Below are 20057 nucleotides of genomic sequence, written 5' to 3'. Positions count from 1 at the left end.
CTAACAAGTGTGAGCAATGCACTGGCGTCGTCGATCGGGTGCGGAGGGTTTTGCCCTGCGCGTCTTGTTGCACCGTGATTTACGGACTCTCCCGAAGGTTCTTCATCGCAATCCGCTTCATTCCGTTGAGCAGAATCTTCCGGTCCCGAATCACGAGGCAGGTCGCGGCGCTGCATCACATCGTCAAACAGGGAGTTAAGAACATGAAGACGACATCCTTCGCCGGGCGCCTGCTGGGCTCGACCTCGCTGGTCGTGCTGTCGGCGGCGGCCATTCTCGGCACACAGCCGGCTGCGGCACAGACCACGATCTCGAACGGCATCTATGGCGGCGGCAGCACGCTGTCGTCGCTGGCGCTGCGCCAGCTGTTCGACTGCTATGCCGGCACCACGGTCGCCAATGACGGCCAGACCTTCTCGCCGGCCTTCACCATCGCGCCGCCGAGCCCGAACCTGCTGCCGACCAGCTGCACGCAGTTCTCGACCCCGGTCGAAGGCATGTTCGCCGCGGTCGGCGCCGGCAACGGCCAGCGCGCCTACGTCGCCAACGATCCACGCCAGCTGTTCCGCGGCAGCCCGGACTCCGCGCCGGCGCTGGTGCGCAAGCCCTCGGCGAAGCCGCCGTTCCGCGACAGCGCCAATGCCAACTTCAAGACCTATCCGTATCCGCGCATCGACTTCGCCACCAGCGACCTGCCGCTTGCCGACACCGTTGCGAGCCTGACCACCGTCTCGTTCAGCAACTTCCTGCCTTCGACCAACTGGCAGAACACGCTGCTGATCGCGGCGCTGAGCAAGTCGAGCGCGAGCTTCAACGCCGCGTCCGTCGGCGCGCCGATCCAGGTCCCCGCCATGGAGGTCCCGGTCGCGATCGCGGTCAACACCTCGAACTCCGCTTCGGGCGTGACCTGGACCAACCAGTCGGCGCTGTCGCCGAACAGCCAGGCCGGCGGCGCGATCCAGCTCTCGACGGCGCAGCTCTGCGCGATCTTCTCGGCGACCGTGACCGACTGGCACGACGCCTCGACCATGATCCCCTATCTGGACGCCAACGGCACGCAGCAGTTCCAGCACTTCTATGACGACAACACCAACGGCACCCTGACCCCGGTCGCCTATACCAGCGGCCGCCTGCCGATCAAGGTGGTCTACCGTGCGGATGACGCCGGCACGAGCTACATCCTCACCAACTATCTCGCCAACCTCTGCCCGCTGCTCGATCCGACCGGCACCTACAGCTACAGGAAGATCTTCACCGGTGTCGGCGTCGACGGCAGCACCAGGGCGAACCTGCCCTCGAGCAGGTTCTCGAACCTGCTCGCCAACATCAAGGCGGTGAAGGCGACCGACCAGAGCGATCCGTACGACGTCGACGACGATGCCGAGCGGCCGGATCCGCGCTGGATCAGCGCCTCGGGCAGCAACCATGCCGCGCTCAAGATCGGGACCAACCCGCTCCTCGCCGGCCGGATCGGCTATCTCAGCGCCGACTACACCCAGCCCTATGCGCAGACCGTGACCGAGGAAATCGCCGGCATCACGATCTCCGCCGCGGCTCCGCGCTCGGCCAGCATCCAGAACGAAGCGCTGCGCATCTTCGGCGTCTATCATCCGGGCCAGACCGACGTCACCGGGACGGCGCAGAACTTCGTCGCGCCGACACCGGACAACGTCGCGCAGTCCTTCAGCGGCCTCTCGGCTCCGGCGCTGGGCGGCAGCTACAACGGCTGGAATATCTACGCGCAGCGTTATGCCGACGGGACCGTGCTCGGCGGCGTCGACTACAGCAGCCTGTCGGTGATCGGCATCCCGCTGGTCTCGACCAGCGACTATGCGCTGACGGGCGCGAGCTACGTCAACGTCTATAGCTGCTACAGCGATGCCGGCAGCACGCGGGTGCCCACGCTGAAGAACTGGATGGCCTGGTTCTACGGCGGTTCGGTCTCCGCGCTGCCGGCCTACAACCCGGCGATGTCGAATGCCAACAATCCCGGCTTCGACCCGAACGTCGCGCAGCTCATCCGCAACAACGGCTTCCATGAGCTCGACCCGACCTGGGCCAGCAACGTCCTGGGCGCCTATCTGCGCACCAGCGCTGCGGGCGGGACGCCGGCCTCGATCGCGGCGTACAACGCCTCCGGTGCACAGACCGACGGCTGCGTGGGCGTCACGGGCGGCGCCAAGTAGGCGCGCAAGTAAACGCGCAAGTCGGCGCGCATGAGATCGTGATCCGAGCCGATCGGATCACGATCAAGACTTCGACGGCCGGGTCTCCTTCGAGCCCCGGCCGTCTTTTTATCGGTGACGTAATCTAGCGAAGAGCGCTTCGCCTCTCCGCAGCGAGACCGCCGCAGGGGGCGCGCCGCCAAAACACCGAAAACAACCCCATGCAAAGTAGCGGGCGGCCGCCGCTCGACAGGTCAGCTTGACACGTCGGGCAACTCAGGGGTATTCTTCCAATATTCCGAAATAACGCTTGGCGCTGTTCAGGCCGTCGTCGACGTCTGCGGCCCGACGTTGCGCAGCTCGGTGCCGGTGCGCGTCGCCCGAACGTGATCGAAGTAGCGGCTGCCTGCTTCGGGATCGACCGCCTTGCGGTTGATCAGATGCTGGATGCTGATCGCCGCGAGATCGTGCGACCCGTAGCAATGATGGGCCACCAGCGCGAGATGCTTGAGCGGCTCGGTGCCGATGCCGTCGGCCTGGGTGAAGTCGCGGACATAGACGGCATCCGCCTCGAGCAGCTGATGGATCGCCGCGAACTTGTCGGCGCCGACCATCGGCCAGATCATGCGCCGGTCGATCGAGATCAGGGCATGGGGAATGAATCCCTGGCCGCGCAGTTCGAGGTCGATCTCGCCGAACACCGGCTGCTTCTTGTACAACGGCAGGAACGAGACCTCGGTCTGGATCGCGACGGCGTCGGCAAGGCAGCGGCGCCCGTTCTGGAAGATCGCAAGCTCCGAGCCCTGCACGTCGATCTTCAGGTAGTCCATCGCGTCGATCTCGGCGATGTCGTCGAGCTTGCGCGTGTCGATCCTGCTGTCGGCGACGACCCGCCCCCAGTCGAGGAATCCCGGAAAATGCTTGAGCACGTTGCGGTCGGGCTCGAGCAGGCTGGTCATGCCCGGCGACACGCATTCGCGAAGGCGGGCCTGCTCGCCGTTGCCGACGACATAGGGCAGATAGGTCTCGAGCTCGCTCTTGCGGGCGTTCAACTCGGCCAGCGCCGCGCGCTGCGGCTCGAACCCGAACACGCGGCACAGGCCCTTCTGCAGCATGGCCTTGTAGGGCGGATCGCCGCCGATCGGGTTCGCGCCGATGTCCACGACGGCGGTGAGACGTTGCGGCGCCAGTAGCGCCCACAGCGGATCGCTGTCCGCCGATGGCATGCGCGGAGTGGCTGCCGTCGATTGGGTTGATGATGTCACCACCGAGCCCTACTGCTGCTGTTGCTTGCGGCGGCGCTCGTCGTCGCCGCCGTTGGTCGCGTCATCGCCGCCGCTGCCGCCATAGCCCAGCACCTCGACGATCACGATCGATGGCTGATCGTTGGGCTTGCTCTGCGTCGGCTGGCCGGCCTGCTGGGTGGCGGCGGTCGCGTTGTTGTTGACCGCGGCCAGCGCGGTGTTGGGCGGCTGCGTGAAGGTGAGCCCCGTCACGGTGCCGGTCGACTGGATGTTGAAGGCGTTGAGTACCACCAGCGCCACCAGCGTGATGTCGTTGCCGCGGATGCCCGCCGAGCCGAGGTCGATGGTGCCGCGCGGCGCGATCAGCGTGACGTTGCTCTTGGTCGGGTCCTGTCCGGGCAGCGTTACCAGGCCGGCGATGCCGGCGCCGGTCACCAGTCCCTGCGGATTGGTGTAGCAATAGCCGCCGGTCGTGCAGATCTCGCTGACCGAGGGACTGGAGACGTAGGTCTTCGGTCCCGAGCCGGCGTTGATGTCGCCATTGGCGACGAACAGGCCGATGTCGCCGCCCTGCTGCGTCATGATGCGGCTCTGGTTGACCAGGATCGAGTCGTCGCTGAAGGCACGGATGCTGCCGCCGGCAAGCGTCAGGATGCCCTCCTGGTTCGGCGCCAGCTTGTCGAGCGAGGTGTGCCCGACATTGATGCCGCCGCCCGGCCCGATGATGTTGATGTCGCCACCCATCTGGGTCTCGAGCACGGAGGCGGCGATGTTGAGCTTGCCGGTCGCGATCTTCGGCGCGGCCTTGCCGTCAACGCTCAAGCTGTTGTCGGTGTAGCCGAGGCCGGCCGGGAACAAGGTCGAGATCGCGGTGTAGGCGCGCGCATACTGCGCGAAATAGGGGCTCGACGGATTCTTGAAGTCCTTGCCCACCTGGATCACGAAGTCGAGGAAGGCGCGGTTGACCAGAAGCTGCTGCCGCACCGGCGACAGGCCCTGAAAAGTGGTCCAGGCCTGATCGCGCGGCTGGCCGAGGATCGCGGCAATGTCGGTGAGGAAGTCGATGCCGCCGACGCCGGCCTGCGCCGGATTGACGTAATGCGCGATCGCCGCCGCATAGTCGATGCCCGGCTTGACGCCGTACAGCAGGTCGAGCTCGGCGCCCTGCGCCGGCAGATAGGGCTTGGGCTGGAGGCCGTTAAACGTGCTGCCGACAGCGCTGCCGTTGCCGAGCGTGCCTACGCCTCCAGCTGTACCCCGCGTAGTCGCTGCGGCTGTCGCAGGCGACTCCGTAAACGGCCCAAGGTCGTGACCGGCTTGCAGCACGAAGGTGCCGGGACCGTAGAGCGCGTAGGTACCGCCGGCCAGATCGTTGCCCGCGACGATGCTGGTGATGTCGGAGGCATTGTTGTTCTGGCCGACGAATTGCGAACCGCCGTTCGCAATGATGTCGTTGCCGGCCTCGATCCGAGCCGGCTTGATCAGTGAGAGGCTGGTCAAGGTGATATCCTTGCCCGCGGCGATGATGACCGGATCGGGATCGTTCGCGTGCAATGCCAGGGTCAGGTTGGGCACCGGAATTCCAAGCGGGCTGATGTAACCTACATCAGGCATCGCCAGGCTACCGAGATTAATGGATTTGGCGGCAATTGCGGTGAAATTCCCGGTCGCGTCTCCGGTCTGGGTCGGATACGCCATCAGGTTCGCGCTTCCGCCACCGGTGTTGAAGGCAAGGTCGCCGGCGAGCGCCACCAGATCGAGCGTAGCGGGCAACAGCTGCCCAACGATGTTGTATCCCAGGCTATCCGTCGGAGACTTGACCGCAAAAAGGCCGCCGACCGACGATTGAGACGTAGAAACCGTCAACGCCGTGACATCGCCCGTAAGGCTGGTCAACGAAACGCCGCTATCTGGACCAAAGCTGGTGAACAGATTGCTCCAGATCGAATCGTGTGTGCCGGGCAGAGACGCAACCGGCGTCTGCGCGGAAGCACTCAGAGGTAATGAGGCCGGATCGAAGACGTTTCCGAGTGTGACTGAGCCGCGCGCGGCCAGCGTGACCGAGCCGTCCTGCACGGCCAGCAGCAGCGGCAGCGCGTAGGATCCGGCGATGTTTCCGAGGTTATCAATCGAAATACCCTTGGTCGGCTTGCCCTGGTTGAGCGGATTGCTGGTGGTGGCTTCGACCGCCCCGCCCACCTTGATCAGGCCGGTGCCGCGGCCGACCAGGAAATTGCTGCTCAAGAGGTCGCCGCCGGCGGTCACGCTGAGATTGCCGCCGCCATACCAGGTCGGCTTCGGCGGATCGGCCGTGGTGAAGCCGCCGCCGACCGCGAGCGTCTCCGGCAGCGATGCGCCGATGTCGACGATATCGGCGCCCGCCGACAGCGTGATGTCGCCGCCGCCGAGCGCGCCAAAACCCTGGAAGAAGGTCGCGTAGTTGATCCATGCCGCAGTCTGGCACGCGACCGAGCCCGCAGCCGCGCAGTCCGCGAACGGCGTCCCGCTGCCGTTGGACTTGCCGTAATGGATGTACCAGGCGCTCCACAGCTGCCCGGTCGGGCCGCCGACAATGCCGGTCTGGCTGCCGTCGACGTCGGTCGGCATCTCGATCCCGATGATCGACCCGCCCGCCGTCACCGTCACCGCACCGCCGCCGGTGGCCCAAGTCGGGGTGCTGACAAGGCCATTCGGATTGTTGGTGTAGCTTCCCGGCAACGTCGGCGCATTGAAATCGGCTGGCGTCGCCGTGACGGCGCCGGCCGTATAGACCGAGCCCGGCGCTACCTGGTCGAGTAATAAGACGTTTCCAGCCGCCGCGATGGAAATAGAGCCAGTGCCGGTGCGTACTAGCGTCGGAATGTTGATGGTCTGCCCGTTGACTAGCGTGTTCGCGTACGAGGTATGGCCGTCGATCGTCACGTTTCCTGTGACGGTTGGCGAGAGCGAGGAAACCGAAATTACCGCGTTGGGATCGACCGGTGGGGCGTTGTCTGCTCGGAATGCGGCACCGGCGACGAAATTGTAGGAGAACGAGCCCTTGCTTCCGCCGAGGCCCCCTTGCATCAACGGTGTTGCCGTCGTGGTATTGGGGAGAGCCGCCGTCGGGTTGTTGGCGATTTGGTTGGCGGGTGGCGCTGTCGATGGCGACGGCGGGCCCGGCGGCGCGTACGTGTCCTGGAAAAGCGACAGATAGGCCAGCGGGGCAGATGGCGGCGTGACGGCAAAACAACTGAGGCAGTACTGAGCATCAATTCCGGCCGTGTTAGCGAGCGTCGGAAAACCGCCCACTGCAGCGGCCAAGTTCGGTGGAGCGCCGAATACGATATTGCTGATCATCGGAAAGTTGTTCTGTAGATTCACATCGATGACGCCAAGGAAATAGTTCGTCCATTGCGTCACATAGTCCGGCTGGGCGCCCGAGTTTCCAGAGATGTTGTAATACAGGTAAGGATTCGTGGCACTCGGCGCCGCCACGAAAGCCGGCGGAGCAATAAATGGAAGAGCCTGCCCCGTATAGAAGTTCGACACGTCGGCATAACTATTGTAAGCGCCAAATCCTCCGCCCAATACCGATGAAACGGCATTGGTGTCTACCTGCACGATCTCGACCATATAGGCGTGATACATCTTCACGTATTGAACATAGAACTGGTTGTATTGATCGATTACCTGCGCGAGCAGGATCGGATTGCCCGCAAGAGTTGGATCATTGTTGAAGACACCCATCTCCACCGGCCTCTGCAAATGGAATTGCAGTGAATTGAATAGAGCCAGGTTTTCGGGTGTTCCGTCGAGGCCGAAGAATGCAGCGTTTACCTGCGGCGAGGTGTCGAAGGCGCCAACCAGGATAAGATCGCTGACGGTTGCGGTGTAGAACAGCGAACCATCTGGACTGAACAGCGCCTGATAGCTGTTGTAGACGTCGGCTGCCACTTGCGTTTCGTTGAAATACGCGTCTGCCGCCGTGAGACCCGGCAGCGGCTGGCTATTCGGCAGGTAGAAGCCGTCGCTGATCGTGGCGTTGATCTGCACGTTGTTGAGTGCGCGCAGCAGCAGCGTGCCCGCCTCGCCGGCGCCGCTGGTGCGGTAGTAGAGCCTGGTGTTGCCGCCGACCGTCGCGCCCGAGCCGAAATTCCAGTTGCTGGCGACGGTGATGTTGCCGTTGTTGATGGTCATGCTCGGATTGACGAGGTCGATCTCCGGCCGCAGATGCAGCATCGATGACGGCAGCGCCGTCGCCGGCGCGCTGCCGACCTGCAGCCTGGCGCCGGCGAAGTTCGCGGCCACCGCGGCGGTGTCGAACGGCGTGTTGACGAAGCCCTGCAGGACGCTCTGGTAGAAATTGACATGCGGCATGTAGGCGCCGGCCGCCGGCTTGTCCGGTGTCGAGACCGGATAGAAGCCGTTGCTGTCGGCGAGGATGATCTGGCTCGGCTTGCCATTGCTCAGCGTGGCGTCGAAGAAGCCGGCCGGATCGATCACGCCGTCGAAGTGGCGGTCGAGCTGCTTCTGCTGGTCCGGCGTCAGCGCGTTGTAGGCGGCAACCGTGTCGACCGCGCCGCAGCCGCCCGCGATCAGCGCGCAGCCGTCGGTGGTGCTCCAGACCGCATAGGCGTTGAGCACGACGCCGCTGCCGCTGGCATTGCCGGCCGCATCGGCATTGGTGATGACGGTGCCCCTGAAGCTGGCGTTGACATTGCCGCTGGTCAGGATCGGCGCGCGGAGGATGACCGAGCCGCCGGTGTTGTCGATGTTGGCCCCGCCGGGACCGCCGCTGACGTTGAACACGGCGCCGTCGGCCACGTTGATCGCGCCTGACGTCACCACGTTCTGGTAGCCATAGGTGGTGTTGAGTGTGCCGTCCGGCGCGCCGGTGGTGCCGAGCGTGATGGTACCGCCCTTCTGCACCAGCGCCGAGTTGCCGTTGCCATAGAGCGGATCGCCCGCGGCATAAGGCTGCCAGGACGCATCGAGCACGGCGCCGCCGTTGACCGTGACGCCGGCGCCGCCATACAGCCCGATCTGGCCGCGCCCGCCGCTTGCATCGATGGTGCCGTTCACGGTGACGGTGCCGGTGTCGGCGACCAGCAGCACCTGGTTGGAGACCAGCGCGCCATCGATGGTGATGTCGCCGGTCGCGCGCCGCACCGTGAAGCTGCCGGCGAAGGCGCCGAGCGGCAGGGTGCTGGACGGATCGATCGAGCCGGCCTGCAGCGTGAAATCGCCGCCCACGCTCTTGAACGCGGCGCGGCCGTCAAGCGTGCCATTGAGCACCGCATTGTTCGCGGCCAGGATCGACAGCGATCCGGCAAAGCCGTTGCCGGCCGCCGCGACGCTGACGCTGGCGCCCGAATTGACGATGACGTTGCCGGCGGTCGACATCAGCCGCACGTTGCCGCCCGGCGCATCCTGCACGAGATCGAGAATCTGGATGCGCGAGCCGGACGCATCGATGACGGCCCCTGTCCCGAGCACGACGTCGCCGGCGAATGCGGCGAGGTTGACGGTGCCCGACAGCGCGCGGATCGTCGCGTTGTCCGCGATCGATGCGGCGGTGACGGCGAGCGAGCCACCGATATTGGTGGGATCGCTTGCCGGCGCGGTCCCTGCCCCGGTGACGAGGCTGACCTGGCCCCGTGTGGAGAGCGACTGCGACGCACCGCTGTTGACCACGATCACGGGCGCGGACAGCGTCATGTTCGCGGCGCCGGCGCCACCGCCGGAGAACGTCACGGTCGGCATGCTGGAATAGCCGGTGCCGCCCTTGGTCAGCGCGAGGTCGGTCACGATTCCGCCCGACGCTGTAGCGACTGCCGTGCTGGCGGACCCGCCACCGCCGCTGATGGTCACGGTGGGCGAACCGAGATAGCCATCGCCGGGATTGGTCAGGGTGATGCCGGTGACGGCGGCGAGCCCCTGCGCGATGGCGCCGCTGCCGTCGCCGCCGGAGAACGCGAACGTCGGAATGCTGGTGTAGCCCGAGCCCGCATTGGTGACGGATACGCTGACGACGCCGAGCGATGCGGTCAGCGTGGCACCCGAGCCCGTGGCACTCGTGACATCGACCGAGGTGATGGCGCCGGTGAAGCCGGAGCCGCCCGCAGTGATCTTGACGCCGGTGATCGCGCCGCTCGCGTCGACGATCGCCGTGCCGGTGAAGCCGGTGCCGTCTGGGCCGGTCACGGTGACCGGATCGCCGTTGCTGTAGCCCGCGCCGCCTGCGCTCACCGCGATACTCACGACGCCGAGCGAAGCCGTGGCCTGCGCGCCGGATCCACCGGTGCCGCCGATCGTCACCGTGGGAACACTGGTGTAGCCGCTGCCGCCATTCACGAGCGTGACGCCGCTGACATTGAACGTCAGCGACGCCCCGCCGACCGGTCCGGAATCCAGGCTGCCATTGCCGCTGAAGGCGATCGCCTGGCCGGCGTTCAAATTGACCTGGCTGAAGCCGCCGAGGCTCTTGGCGCCGAGATCCTCGGTGATGGTCTGCGATGCATTCATCGTCAGCGTGCCGCCGGCCCCGGCGATGCCGGTGCCGGTGCTGCCGCGGCTGTTGGCGAGATTGATGTTGGTGGCATTCACGGTGGTGCTGCCGCCCTGCCCGTACAATCCGGCGCTGTCGAAGGTCAGCGTACCGATCGGATGCGCGACGTCGCCGATCTCGAGCCCGGTGGCATCATAGAGATTGATCACCGTTCCGCTGCGCAGCCGCACCGAAACCGCGTCGTTGAAGTTCGCCAGCACGGTCGAGTTCAGCACCACGCCGGACGTGCCGCCGCCGATGTTGATGACGGAGCCGGCGATGTCGTAATTCCTGGCGTTCAGCACGGCGCTCGAGGCGAGCGAGCCATCACCACTGGTGTCGAGCGTCAGCGCATTGCCGCCGTCGATGATCACGCGGGCGCCAACCGAGAACGCGCCCTTTGCTGTGGTGCCGCTCGGCGGCGTGCCGGGACCGTTGTACTGCCCGGGCACGAAGTTCCGCGTCACGTCCACGACGGCGCCGTTGGAGACCCGCAGCAACGCACCGTCGCCGCTCACGCCGGCGGTGTATCCGGTCACGCTTCCGCTGATGTCCTTGATCGCAACGGGGTCGATGCCGAACACGATGTCGCGGCTGGTGCCGTCGGGCACCGAGCCGACAGCGCGGATGACGCTGCCGTCATCGACGACGACGCCGCGGCCGCTGCCACCCAGCGAGATCAGCAGCAGTTCCGGCCCCGTCAGTGGATGATCCGCGTCGGTCTTCACCTCGAGGTCGAGCGCCGTGGCCGAAATCTGCTGCTTGCCATCGATCACGCTGGCGGTGCCGCCGATCAGCACCGAGGCGGCGCCGAGATTGGAGACCTGGTCGGGGTCGAGCACGAGGAAACCCGCGGGCGCGGATTGCCCGGATTCCAGATGTGTGATCAGGATCTGGCTGCCGCCGATCTGAACCTGGCCGCCGCCGCCAACCAGTCCCGGCGCGAGAGCGCTGGAGCCGGGCGCGAACAGATTGGTGCCGCCAAGCTTGAGCGATTGAATGGCGCCGAGCACCAGCACGCCGCCGTCGATCGGCAGCGGCGGCGGGTTCTGCTTCGCCGTCAGCGCCTGGTTGCGGAAGAAGGTGGTGCCCGACGTGATGTCGATGCGCGAATATTGCGACCACACCGACTGCGACTGCAGCTGGAACACCGCAGTCTGCGACGACCGCGCGCCGGTCAGCGCATTGCCGAGCGTGCCCAGCACATATTGCGAGCCGTCGGGACTGGTCGCGCTCTGGGCCATGCCCGGATTGACGTTGTTCGCCACCTGCACGACGCGATAGGCGCCGGGCAACGTCGCATACATACCGGGCAGCAGCGTGTAGGTGCCGGCGGGAACGCCGCTGCCGGCGCCGATCGTCACGGTCTGGCCCGGCGCGATCGCATTGGGGGATGTGCCGGTGCCGGACGCATTCACGCCGGAATTATAGGGAGCATAGGCGAAGTTGGGATCATAGGCCGCAACCGGAGCCTGATAGCTCGGGACCAGCGCATAGACCTGCCGCCCGTCCGGAAAGGTCGGCGTGAGAGCGCCGGTGGCAGGATCCTGCTGGTAGGCGGTGAGCACATTGCGGCTGCCGCCAGTGCCGGCGACGAATTCGGTGGCATAGATGTCGCCGCCGCCACTGAGGTCGAGTGTTGCGCCGGCACTGGTGGTCACCTTGCTGCCCAACAGGCTGATCGACTTGGCCGGCGGCGCAGTGAGCACCGGCGGTATGGGGGCGACGAGGACGTTCTCGGTATGGGGAGCACCTTGGTACCAAGTGATGCCGTCGACCGTATAACCGTCGGGAATGACGAGGCCCGCGGCCGAAACCGAGGTCAGGCTGCCTGCACCCAATGTCACGCTCTGGGTTGGTGCGAACGCGCCGGGAGCAAATAGACCGGCAGTGTCAACCATATTTAAGAATGCGGCAGAAAACTGGGCCGGCAAATCGCTTGCCGTCCGCATTCCCAGCACGATGCTCCCAAGCGGCGCCCAAAGCGTGCCGCCCTGCTCGATCGTCCGCGCGCTGATGACAATGGTGCCACCGGCCGAGAGCGGCGCGGTCGGTACACCGTTCTGTGCGATAGTGACGGTACTCGCGCCGGGAAGCGTGCCGGTCGACATCAAGAGAAAAGCAGTATTGCTGACCGGATAGATCTCGGCCGCCCGCAGCGTCAGATTGCCCGGCGCAAGGAGCGCACCGCCGAAGGTGGAGAGCCCGCTGTTGTTGCTTGTGACAAATCCATAGTCGAGCGGCAGCAGCCGGATGGCGGACGTGCTGCTGAAGCTAGCGGAGGCGGCATTGTCGAGCGCGATCGCGCGCTGCAAGTCGATCCATTGGGCAGAGATGTTCAATGTACCGTCGGCCAAGCTCGGAGAGGCGACAAAACCTGCCCCCTGGTTCCGTCCGATGACGTGGACGTAGCCGGCGTTCACGTTCACGGTGGTGCCACCGATGTCGGGTATGCAATTCGTTCCGCAACTGGGCGCATAGGTCCTGGGGTCGTTGAAGTCGATCCCAGATGGCATCAGCCCCGTGCTAGCCGCCAGCAGCACGAAGTTTCCCTTGTCCGACCGCAATGTCAGGGCACCGGGAATCGTCACATCGACCGAACCGGCGAATGCAACAGCAAGATTGGCGTTCAGCGTGACGGAATCGAAGCCGCTGTTGCTGAGCGTGTCCGCTCCGATGAACGCGCCGGGCACGGGCGACGAACCAGCCGCAGGCAGGTTCGCCGCGACGCTGCCGCCGGGCTCGATCACGATTGCTTCAGGCGGGGTGCTGAATGCTGTCGGCGGCACCAGACCTGAGACGATGCTCGGGATGGTGACATCGCCGATCGTCAGGCTGCCGCCGCTCGCCAGTGGCGCGCCGCCGGCCGCATCGACGCTGCCGGCGAAGAAGATGCTGGTGCCGACGAGTTGCAGGCTGCCGCCATCGCTCCACGCCGCCTGCCCGATCATGGTCGGCGTGAAGCCGGCCTGGCGCACCTGGATCAGGTTGCTGTCCGCCGTGACGGCCGCGCCTCGCAGGTCGAACTGCGCGCCGGGCTGCGCCACGACGTTGATACCTCCGAGCGTAATGGTACCGCCGCCGAGCACCGTACCGGTGGAATAGCCGACGACTTGCGGATTTGGCAGGAACGTCCCGCTGACATCAAGCCGCGCGCTGGAGCCGATCGAAACGGCATCACCGAATACGTTGATGGCGCCCGCCGGCGCGACCACACTGCCGAGGACAGTGACGTCGCCCAATGCGGCAAAGATAGTGAGGGTGGGGCCACCACTGGCATCTGTGCTCTTGACAAGGTTGATGGCATTGCCCCCAACGAGCGTGATGGTGGCTTGGGGGTCGGCCTGGATGGCGGCGCCACGATCGACGAGAACGCTGGTTCCGTCCAACGTCAAGCCAACCGGCTTGCGCAAACCGTCGGGCAGCAGTCCCAAGGACGCGAAGTCGCGCAGCACCGCACCGGTCGGAATCTGGGCGGCGCCGACGTTGGACAACGCGGCCGTCGGCTGTTGCAGCACCAGTTGCGTGCCGGCGGTGACAATGGTGCCGCCATAGATGTCGTTCAGCGTGTATTGCGAGAAGCCGCCGCTGGTGAAGAACGATGTCGGCAGAACCAGCTGGCCGGCCTTCACATCCGACACGGCAACGTTCGTAGATGGCAGGGCGCCTTCGGCGGCGATGGCCGTCGCCGAGGCAGTCGGGAGATAGGAGGTGACATCCGACGCGGCGCCGTCGATGACGATCGTCGAAGCTTGCAGCGTCAGCGTTCCGCCGCCGTCGAAACCTCCCGCATAGATCGTGCCACCCAACAACACATTGGCCTGATCTGGATGATTGGCCCCCGTCGGCACGACATTGAAGCGCGTCGTTCCCTCGGACCCAAATCCAGCCCAGCGGGCGCCTCCATCCTTCGCCGTATAGGTCTGAAGCGCGAGGCTGCCGCCCTTGCCGACAGCCAGGCCGTCGGAACCGGTCTTGAGCTTGCCGGTGGTGTCGACATAGCCGCCGCCGGACACGTCGATCGTGCTGCCGGGTGACAGCACGATACTCTGGGTGACGTCGGCAAAGGTGCCGTCGCCGCTGGCCGACGGTACGCTGGCGGCGAGCGTCGAGATGCTCACGCTGCCGCCGTTGACGTAGGCCTGGCCCTCGAGCTGGTCCGGCAAGCGGTTGGTGTCGTTGACCCAGCGGCCGCGCACGTCGATGACGGCGGTCGATCCGATCACCACCGCGGGTGTCGACGGCCGCTGCGGCGTGCCGCTGGCATAGGTGAATCCGGTCAGGCTGATCTTGCCGGCGGGCGCACTGAGCGTGCCGTCGATGGTCCCGACACCGTCGAGCGTGATGCTGCCGCCCGGGCGCACCGACAGGACGGCGTTGCTCGCCATGTCGAGCTGTTGCGCACCCTTGATGGCGATGGCGCCGAGCGATGCTTTCGAGAGCACGTCGGTGAAGATCGGGAAGACGCCGTTCGAAAGCACCGGCGTCCAGGTCGACGCATTGGCGAAGCTCAGGCCGCCGAGACCATACGGATCGGCTCCGGCATCCGCCTGCGGCAACAGCACCACGTTGTTCAGGTTGGCGCCGCGAGGCGGGTTTGCGAAATTGATGTTCAACGACGCGCCGGTCGGCATCTTGTCCGCGGGCGCGAGATTCGAGGATCCCGCCAGCGCGCGCTGGCGGTCACCCGCCACCAAATTGCCGATGATGTCGGAGATGATCGGGTTGACGGCGGAGACGGTCACGTTGCCGGCATTGGCGCCGGCGACGTAGCCCGGCTCGTAATGGCCGCCGCCGCGCCTGAGCGGGTTGAGGTAGACTTCGGTCAGCCGGTCGTCGACGACACCGTTGATTTTGTGCAGGACGGTAAAGCCGCCGCCGACGGCGAGATAGGCGATGTTCGGGTTGGCGCTGCCGATATCGTAGGTCCGCCCGTCGGCGCCGACCACGCGCGAGGTGGTGATGACGCCTCCGGTGTACTGCACATAGCCCGCGGAGACGTTGATCACCGCGCCCGGCTTCTGCACGACGTTCAGTGCCGTTGTCGTGAAGCTGCCGCCGGCGGTGAGGAGCTGGTCGATGCTCTGGGGGATCAGCCCGGTATAGCCGCTGACATTGAGGATCGGCGAGCCGACCCGCGCATCGATGGTCACGGTCTTGCCGATCAGGCTCTTCGACAGCGGGTTGTCAGCGACCTCGGCGCTGGTGACGAGGATGCTGATCTCGTTGATCGACATCGGCAGCGTCACGCCGGCGATGCCGGAGAGATCGATGGTGCTGCCCTGCTCGAGCAGAACCGTGCCGGTGTTGCTGGCGGCGATCGTCAGCGCGGCGCTCGGCGCCTTGATCAGCGCACCATCGCCGCCGGCGCCGCTGCCCTGCACGTCGACACTGCCCCGCGCCTGGATATTGATCGTCGGTTGCAGCACCGCCTGGAAATATGCCGCTGCGCTATTGGCACCGTTGACCGTGACCGAGGAGTTGGCGGTCGCCGTCGGCAGCGTGCCGCTGGTCTCGTCCGGCAGGATCGCCGTGAGGCTCGCGGAGCCCAGCACGATGTTGCCGCTGGCACCGACCGCGCAGGTGCCGATCGGACAGACCGTGTTGAGGCTGATCGATCCGGTACGGGTGGTGCTGGTGGTCGCGACGAGGCCGCCGAGCTGATTGATCGCGCCGCCGGCGAGCGTCACGGCGCCGTCATTGGCGACAAGCAGCCCGCTGGCCTCGTTGCTCACGATACCGCCGCCGCCGACCACCTGCATCGCGGTCCTGGTCCCGACGAAATTTGGCGGCGGCGTAACCAGGTACAGCGCGCTGTCCGAAGCGAGAATGATCTGCCCGTTCTGAGTGGTGATGCTGCCGGCATTGCTGACGCCGCCGTCGGCGAGCAATGCCACGTAGCCTCCGTCGCCGGCCGAGGTGATCTTGCCCGTGGTATCGATGATGGCGCCGGGCTGAACCGTGACCTTGCCCTTGCTGCCCTGGTTGAAGATCGCCGCGCCCGAGCCGCTGACGCCGGCGCTCGTCGGCACGTCGTTGAGCAATGAGAACAACCCGCTCTGCAGGAAGCCCTGATAGTTGTTGGCGCTGAGTTTCGTCGAGAGATCCAGCGTCGAGGCGATCAGGGTGTGGACGTTGATCTGGCTGGTGCCGCCGAAGATGATGCCGCTCTGATTGATGACGTAGACCGCGCCGTCGGCCTTGATCGCGCCCAGGATCTGGCTCGGCGACGTACTCGCCGTCACCTTGTTGAGCGCGGCCCAGTCGGCATGCCCCTGCTGATTGAAATTGACCGTCGTGTCCCTGCCGACGTTGAACGTTTTCCAGTTCAGCACTGCCTGGGACTGGGTCTGGTCGATATTGACCGTGGTCTGGCCGCCGCTCGTGGTCTGGGTCGGCGTATTGGCGCCGACCCAAGTGGTTACTGGATTGGCGATGCCGGGAGATTTCAGGCCACTGTCCGGAACCAGGCCGCCGGCATTGAGGCCGTTGGCGACCGAGCTAGGGGCGTTCGCCGCGATCCCGCGCGCCGCGCTTTGCGCCGCCCGCAGCGCCTGGATCGCCTGCGTCGCGCGGGTCATCGACGCCTGCGAGTTCTGCGCCGCCTGCTGCGCCTGTTGCGCGGCGGACTGCGCCGCATTCATCGCCGCCTGCGTCGCCGCGGTGTTCCCATTGCCCCAGGTCCCGAATGGACGGGCGGCGGCGGGCGAGCTCATCGCAATCGCAATCGAACTTACACCGGCAAGCAACAGGGCGCGGCGCGACGTCGAACGAGAGCGGGGAAGCGAATGCATGCGAGGCCTTCCAATGCACCAGGTGATGCCAAACGAACATGACACGCCAATGCACCGGCCAGCCTGACTCCAGGCTGGAACGGCACCGACAGGTCGATGAGAGGCGCACAGCATCACGGCGCGTGCCCGCCTGCCCCAGACGGACACGCCCGACAACTCGGGACACCTCTCCTATTCCCTAAGACAGTTTGGGACGGGCTAACGCGAAGCGATCCGGCAAAAAAACTTCAAGCTGCAGCTAAACTTTAGGTTTCGCCGGGCCGTCGGCGACATCTGGCGCAAGCGTCTGAAACGCAACGACAATTCAGTCGGGCGCGACCACCTTGAGCCGCGGCATGCGACGCTCGGCGGATTTTGTCGGCTTCGTCGGCTTAGCGCCGCCGCCGAACATCGCAAAATCCACCGACCGTTCGCCCTGGGTAAGAACCAGGCGGCGCGACTCGACCCGCTCCACCTTCCAGCCGCCGACATCGTCGCCGGCGCGCACCCGCAGCACCTTGTCGCTCGTGCCCGCGGCGCGGATCGCCGCGCGGCCGCTGCCATTCTCGCTGACGATGCCGAGCACCACCACGCTCGGCGGCGGTGCAGGTGGCGGCGGCGGTTCCTGCCGCGCCACCGGCGCCACCGGCTTCGGCGGCGGCCGCCGCGTCGGCGTGAACAGCGGCTTGTCCTTGGTCGCATTCAACTGCTGCAGCGACTGCAGCTCCACCGGATTGTTGACGGCCGCCTCATCGTTGTCCGACGTCTCCGCTGCGCGAGCAAACGGCGCACACAGGCAAAGCACAACGACCATCAGCACTTGCAATGCGATCGACATGGTTCCTGTCCACGTGTCTCTTTGCATCGATTTGCACCAGCGTCGATCGATCGTCATCCGCGCGTGCGACGATCAACCTGCGCCGGGCGCGCACGCGTTGCAAGCCTGCCCGTGACGCGTGATGCAAAATACCGCGCATCGCATGGTGTATGCGTCAAATCTGTGAAGACGAATCACAACCACACATCGTCGCCATGCGCCTTGCCGCGGCCGTTGTTACGACGACGTCATCGAAGCCGCACACAGTCCGCGCGCTGCGATGGACGCATCCCGCCGACGCCGCGGCTGAATCGACACCGAAGATCAACGAGACGAAATACATCGATATCGACGACGTGGTGTCATGCGTTCGAGTTGCATCCCTGCCGGCCTCGTGCCGCTGTTGCGCGGCGTCCTGTTCCTGGTCCTGGTTTGCATCTTGGCGTGCAGCACGGGCTCCGGTCAGGCGCTGGCCGCATGCGAGTTGCGTTCGCGCGGCGGTACGAGCACACGCGTGGTTCAGATCCAGCTCGACAATTTGCACCTGCGCCGCGACACCCCCAATGTGCCGTCCGATCTCGAGCAGATGCCGCATCTGCGCGAGTTCCTCACCCACGACGGGATCATCGGCAGCAATCATCAGATATCGCCATTGGCGCAGACGGCGACCGACGCCCTCACCATCCTGACCGGGCTGTATGGCGACCGCATGGGGGTGCCGCTCGGCAGCAGCGCCACGTTCCGCAGCGATGGCAGCGTCGGGTTCGCCAGCGCCTTCGCGTACTGGACCGCCATCAATGCCGATGGCAGGCCGCTGATGCTGACCGACACCGACCGGACCGTGCCGGCCCCGTGGGTGCCGTTCACGGTCGCGGGTTGCGATGTCGGTGCCTACGCAATGACGGGCCTGACGCTGCAGGACAGCGTCGACGTTGCAAGTACCCTCGGCGCTTCCGACGCGCGCGTTGCGGCCGGTGACCCGCTCAAGGCGCGGGCGGACTGGTTCGGCATCGCCATTCATTGCGCGCGCGGCAGTGCACTGTGCAGTAACGCCCACGCGCGGTCCGATCTGTTGCCTGATGAGCCCGGCGGCTATGCCGGCTACAGCGCGCTGTTCGGCAATCGCCATATCCAGCCGGTGATCTCGCCCGGCGGTCCGCTGAAAGATCTTGGCGGCGAAATCATCCGCGATGAAACAGGTCGACCAGGCTTCCCCGGTGCAACTGCGACGACGGCAAGCCAGTCGCTCGGCTACGCGGCTGCGATGCTGGAGGCCGGCGTACCCGTGGTCTATGTCGGGATCGGCAACGCTCACGTTCCATCTGCCGCGGCCGCACGCCGCCGCGCGTTCGGCCCCGGTGAGCGCGATCATGTCGCACGGCTCGCCGCCGACGATGCGGCGTTCAAGAGCTTCATCGACCGGCTTGCGGCAAGCGGGATCACCACGCGCAACACGCTGTTCATCGTCGTCTCGACGGGTGCCGACCGCTTTGTCGGAGGACCGCCGAACCCGGCCGCATGCGACGGCCGTACGGTGCCCTGCAGCTACGGGCAGGCCGGCGCTATCGGTCTTGCGATCGACCGGCTGCTCGCGGCCGAGCGCCGCAACGTCACCACCTTCGATGTGCAGCCCGGCAACGCGCCGCCGTTCTACATCCACGGCAATCCATCGCCGACCGATCCACTGACCCGCATCCTGGCGCAGGACATCGGCAAGCTCACCGCCCTCAATCCGGTGACCGGCAAGACCGACCGCCTGACGTCGATGCTCGCGGATCGCGCCCAGATGCAGCTGATGCATCTCGTCACGGCCAGCCCCGCGCGCACGCCGCATGTCATCATGTTCGGCGACCCCGACTACCTCAACCGGACCGCGGCAAGCCGCGCCGATTGCGCCGCGCCGCCGGCCTGCATCGCGGTCGATCCCGAGGTGGCTTGGATGCGCGGCGACATCCCGCAGATTCTCGCCGGCAGCTGGTTCGGCATCGCCGGCCCGGGCATTCGCCGCCGCGGTGAGACAGCCGACATCGTTTCCAATCATGCGGATCTGCGCCCCACCCTGCTGGCACTGCTGGGGCTGAGCGACCGCTACGTCCACGACGGCGTTGTGCTGGTGGACGCGCTCGAACCCGGAGCACTGCCGGGCGCGATCGCGGTCGATCCCGACACCTATGCCGCGCTGGCGCGCGCCACCAGGACACTCAACGATCCGCTCGGGCAGCTCGCCCGCAACAGCCTTGCGCTGGCGACCCAGGCCGTCAGGGGCAGCGACGCCGGTTACGAACGTTATCTCGCCACCATCGGCGCGATCACCGCGCGACGCGATGCGCTGGCGCGCGAGATGTACGCGCAGCTGAACGGCGCGGCCTTCGCACAACGGCCGATCAACCCGGCCTATGCCCACGCGCTGATCGGCCGCGCCGGAGCGCTGGTCAGTGAGGTTGAAAATCTCGCCGGCAGCAGCCTGACGCCCGCTGATCGTCGCTGGAAGGCAGCAAGCGATGCGCGGTGACGACAGGACTGCCGGCG

5 protein-coding genes are annotated in these 20057 nt (G+C 66.0%); 2 read left to right on the top strand and 3 right to left on the bottom strand.

Annotated elements, in window-relative coordinates:
• Positions 1 to 203 precede the first annotated feature (203 nt).
• Positions 204 to 2186 carry a substrate-binding domain-containing protein gene (locus JQ633_RS13345; protein WP_211985470.1) on the top strand — a complete coding sequence of 661 codons (1983 nt, stop codon included), beginning with the start codon at positions 204 to 206 and terminating at the stop codon, positions 2184 to 2186.
• A 299-nt stretch (positions 2187 to 2485) separates the two neighbouring features.
• Here JQ633_RS13345 and JQ633_RS13340 read toward each other — a convergent pair whose 3' ends face one another.
• From JQ633_RS13340 to JQ633_RS13330, 3 genes are all read right to left on the bottom strand, one after another.
• A complete protein-coding gene (locus JQ633_RS13340) occupies positions 2486 to 3391 on the bottom strand; it encodes an FkbM family methyltransferase (protein WP_211985469.1) in 906 nt (301 codons plus the stop codon).
• Positions 3392 to 3439: 48 nt separating this feature from the next.
• Positions 3440 to 16654: a filamentous haemagglutinin family protein gene (locus JQ633_RS13335; RefSeq protein ID WP_211985468.1), complete on the bottom strand. Its 13215-nt coding sequence runs from the start codon at positions 16652 to 16654 to the stop codon at positions 3440 to 3442.
• Between the two features lie 382 nt (positions 16655 to 17036).
• Positions 17037 to 17549 carry a hypothetical protein gene (locus JQ633_RS13330; protein ID WP_211985467.1) on the bottom strand — a complete coding sequence of 171 codons (513 nt, stop codon included), beginning with the start codon at positions 17547 to 17549 and terminating at the stop codon, positions 17037 to 17039.
• Between the two features lie 343 nt (positions 17550 to 17892).
• Between JQ633_RS13330 and JQ633_RS13325 the strand changes: the two genes are divergently transcribed.
• Positions 17893 to 20040: a hypothetical protein gene (locus JQ633_RS13325; RefSeq protein WP_211985466.1), complete on the top strand. Its 2148-nt coding sequence runs from the start codon at positions 17893 to 17895 to the stop codon at positions 20038 to 20040.
• Positions 20041 to 20057 lie beyond the last annotated feature (17 nt).

Origin of the sequence: Bradyrhizobium tropiciagri (assembly GCF_018130505.1) — a bacterium.
Taxonomy (GTDB): Bacteria; Pseudomonadota; Alphaproteobacteria; order Rhizobiales; family Xanthobacteraceae; genus Bradyrhizobium; species Bradyrhizobium tropiciagri_B.
This window is presented reverse-complemented; position numbering and strand designations above follow the sequence as displayed.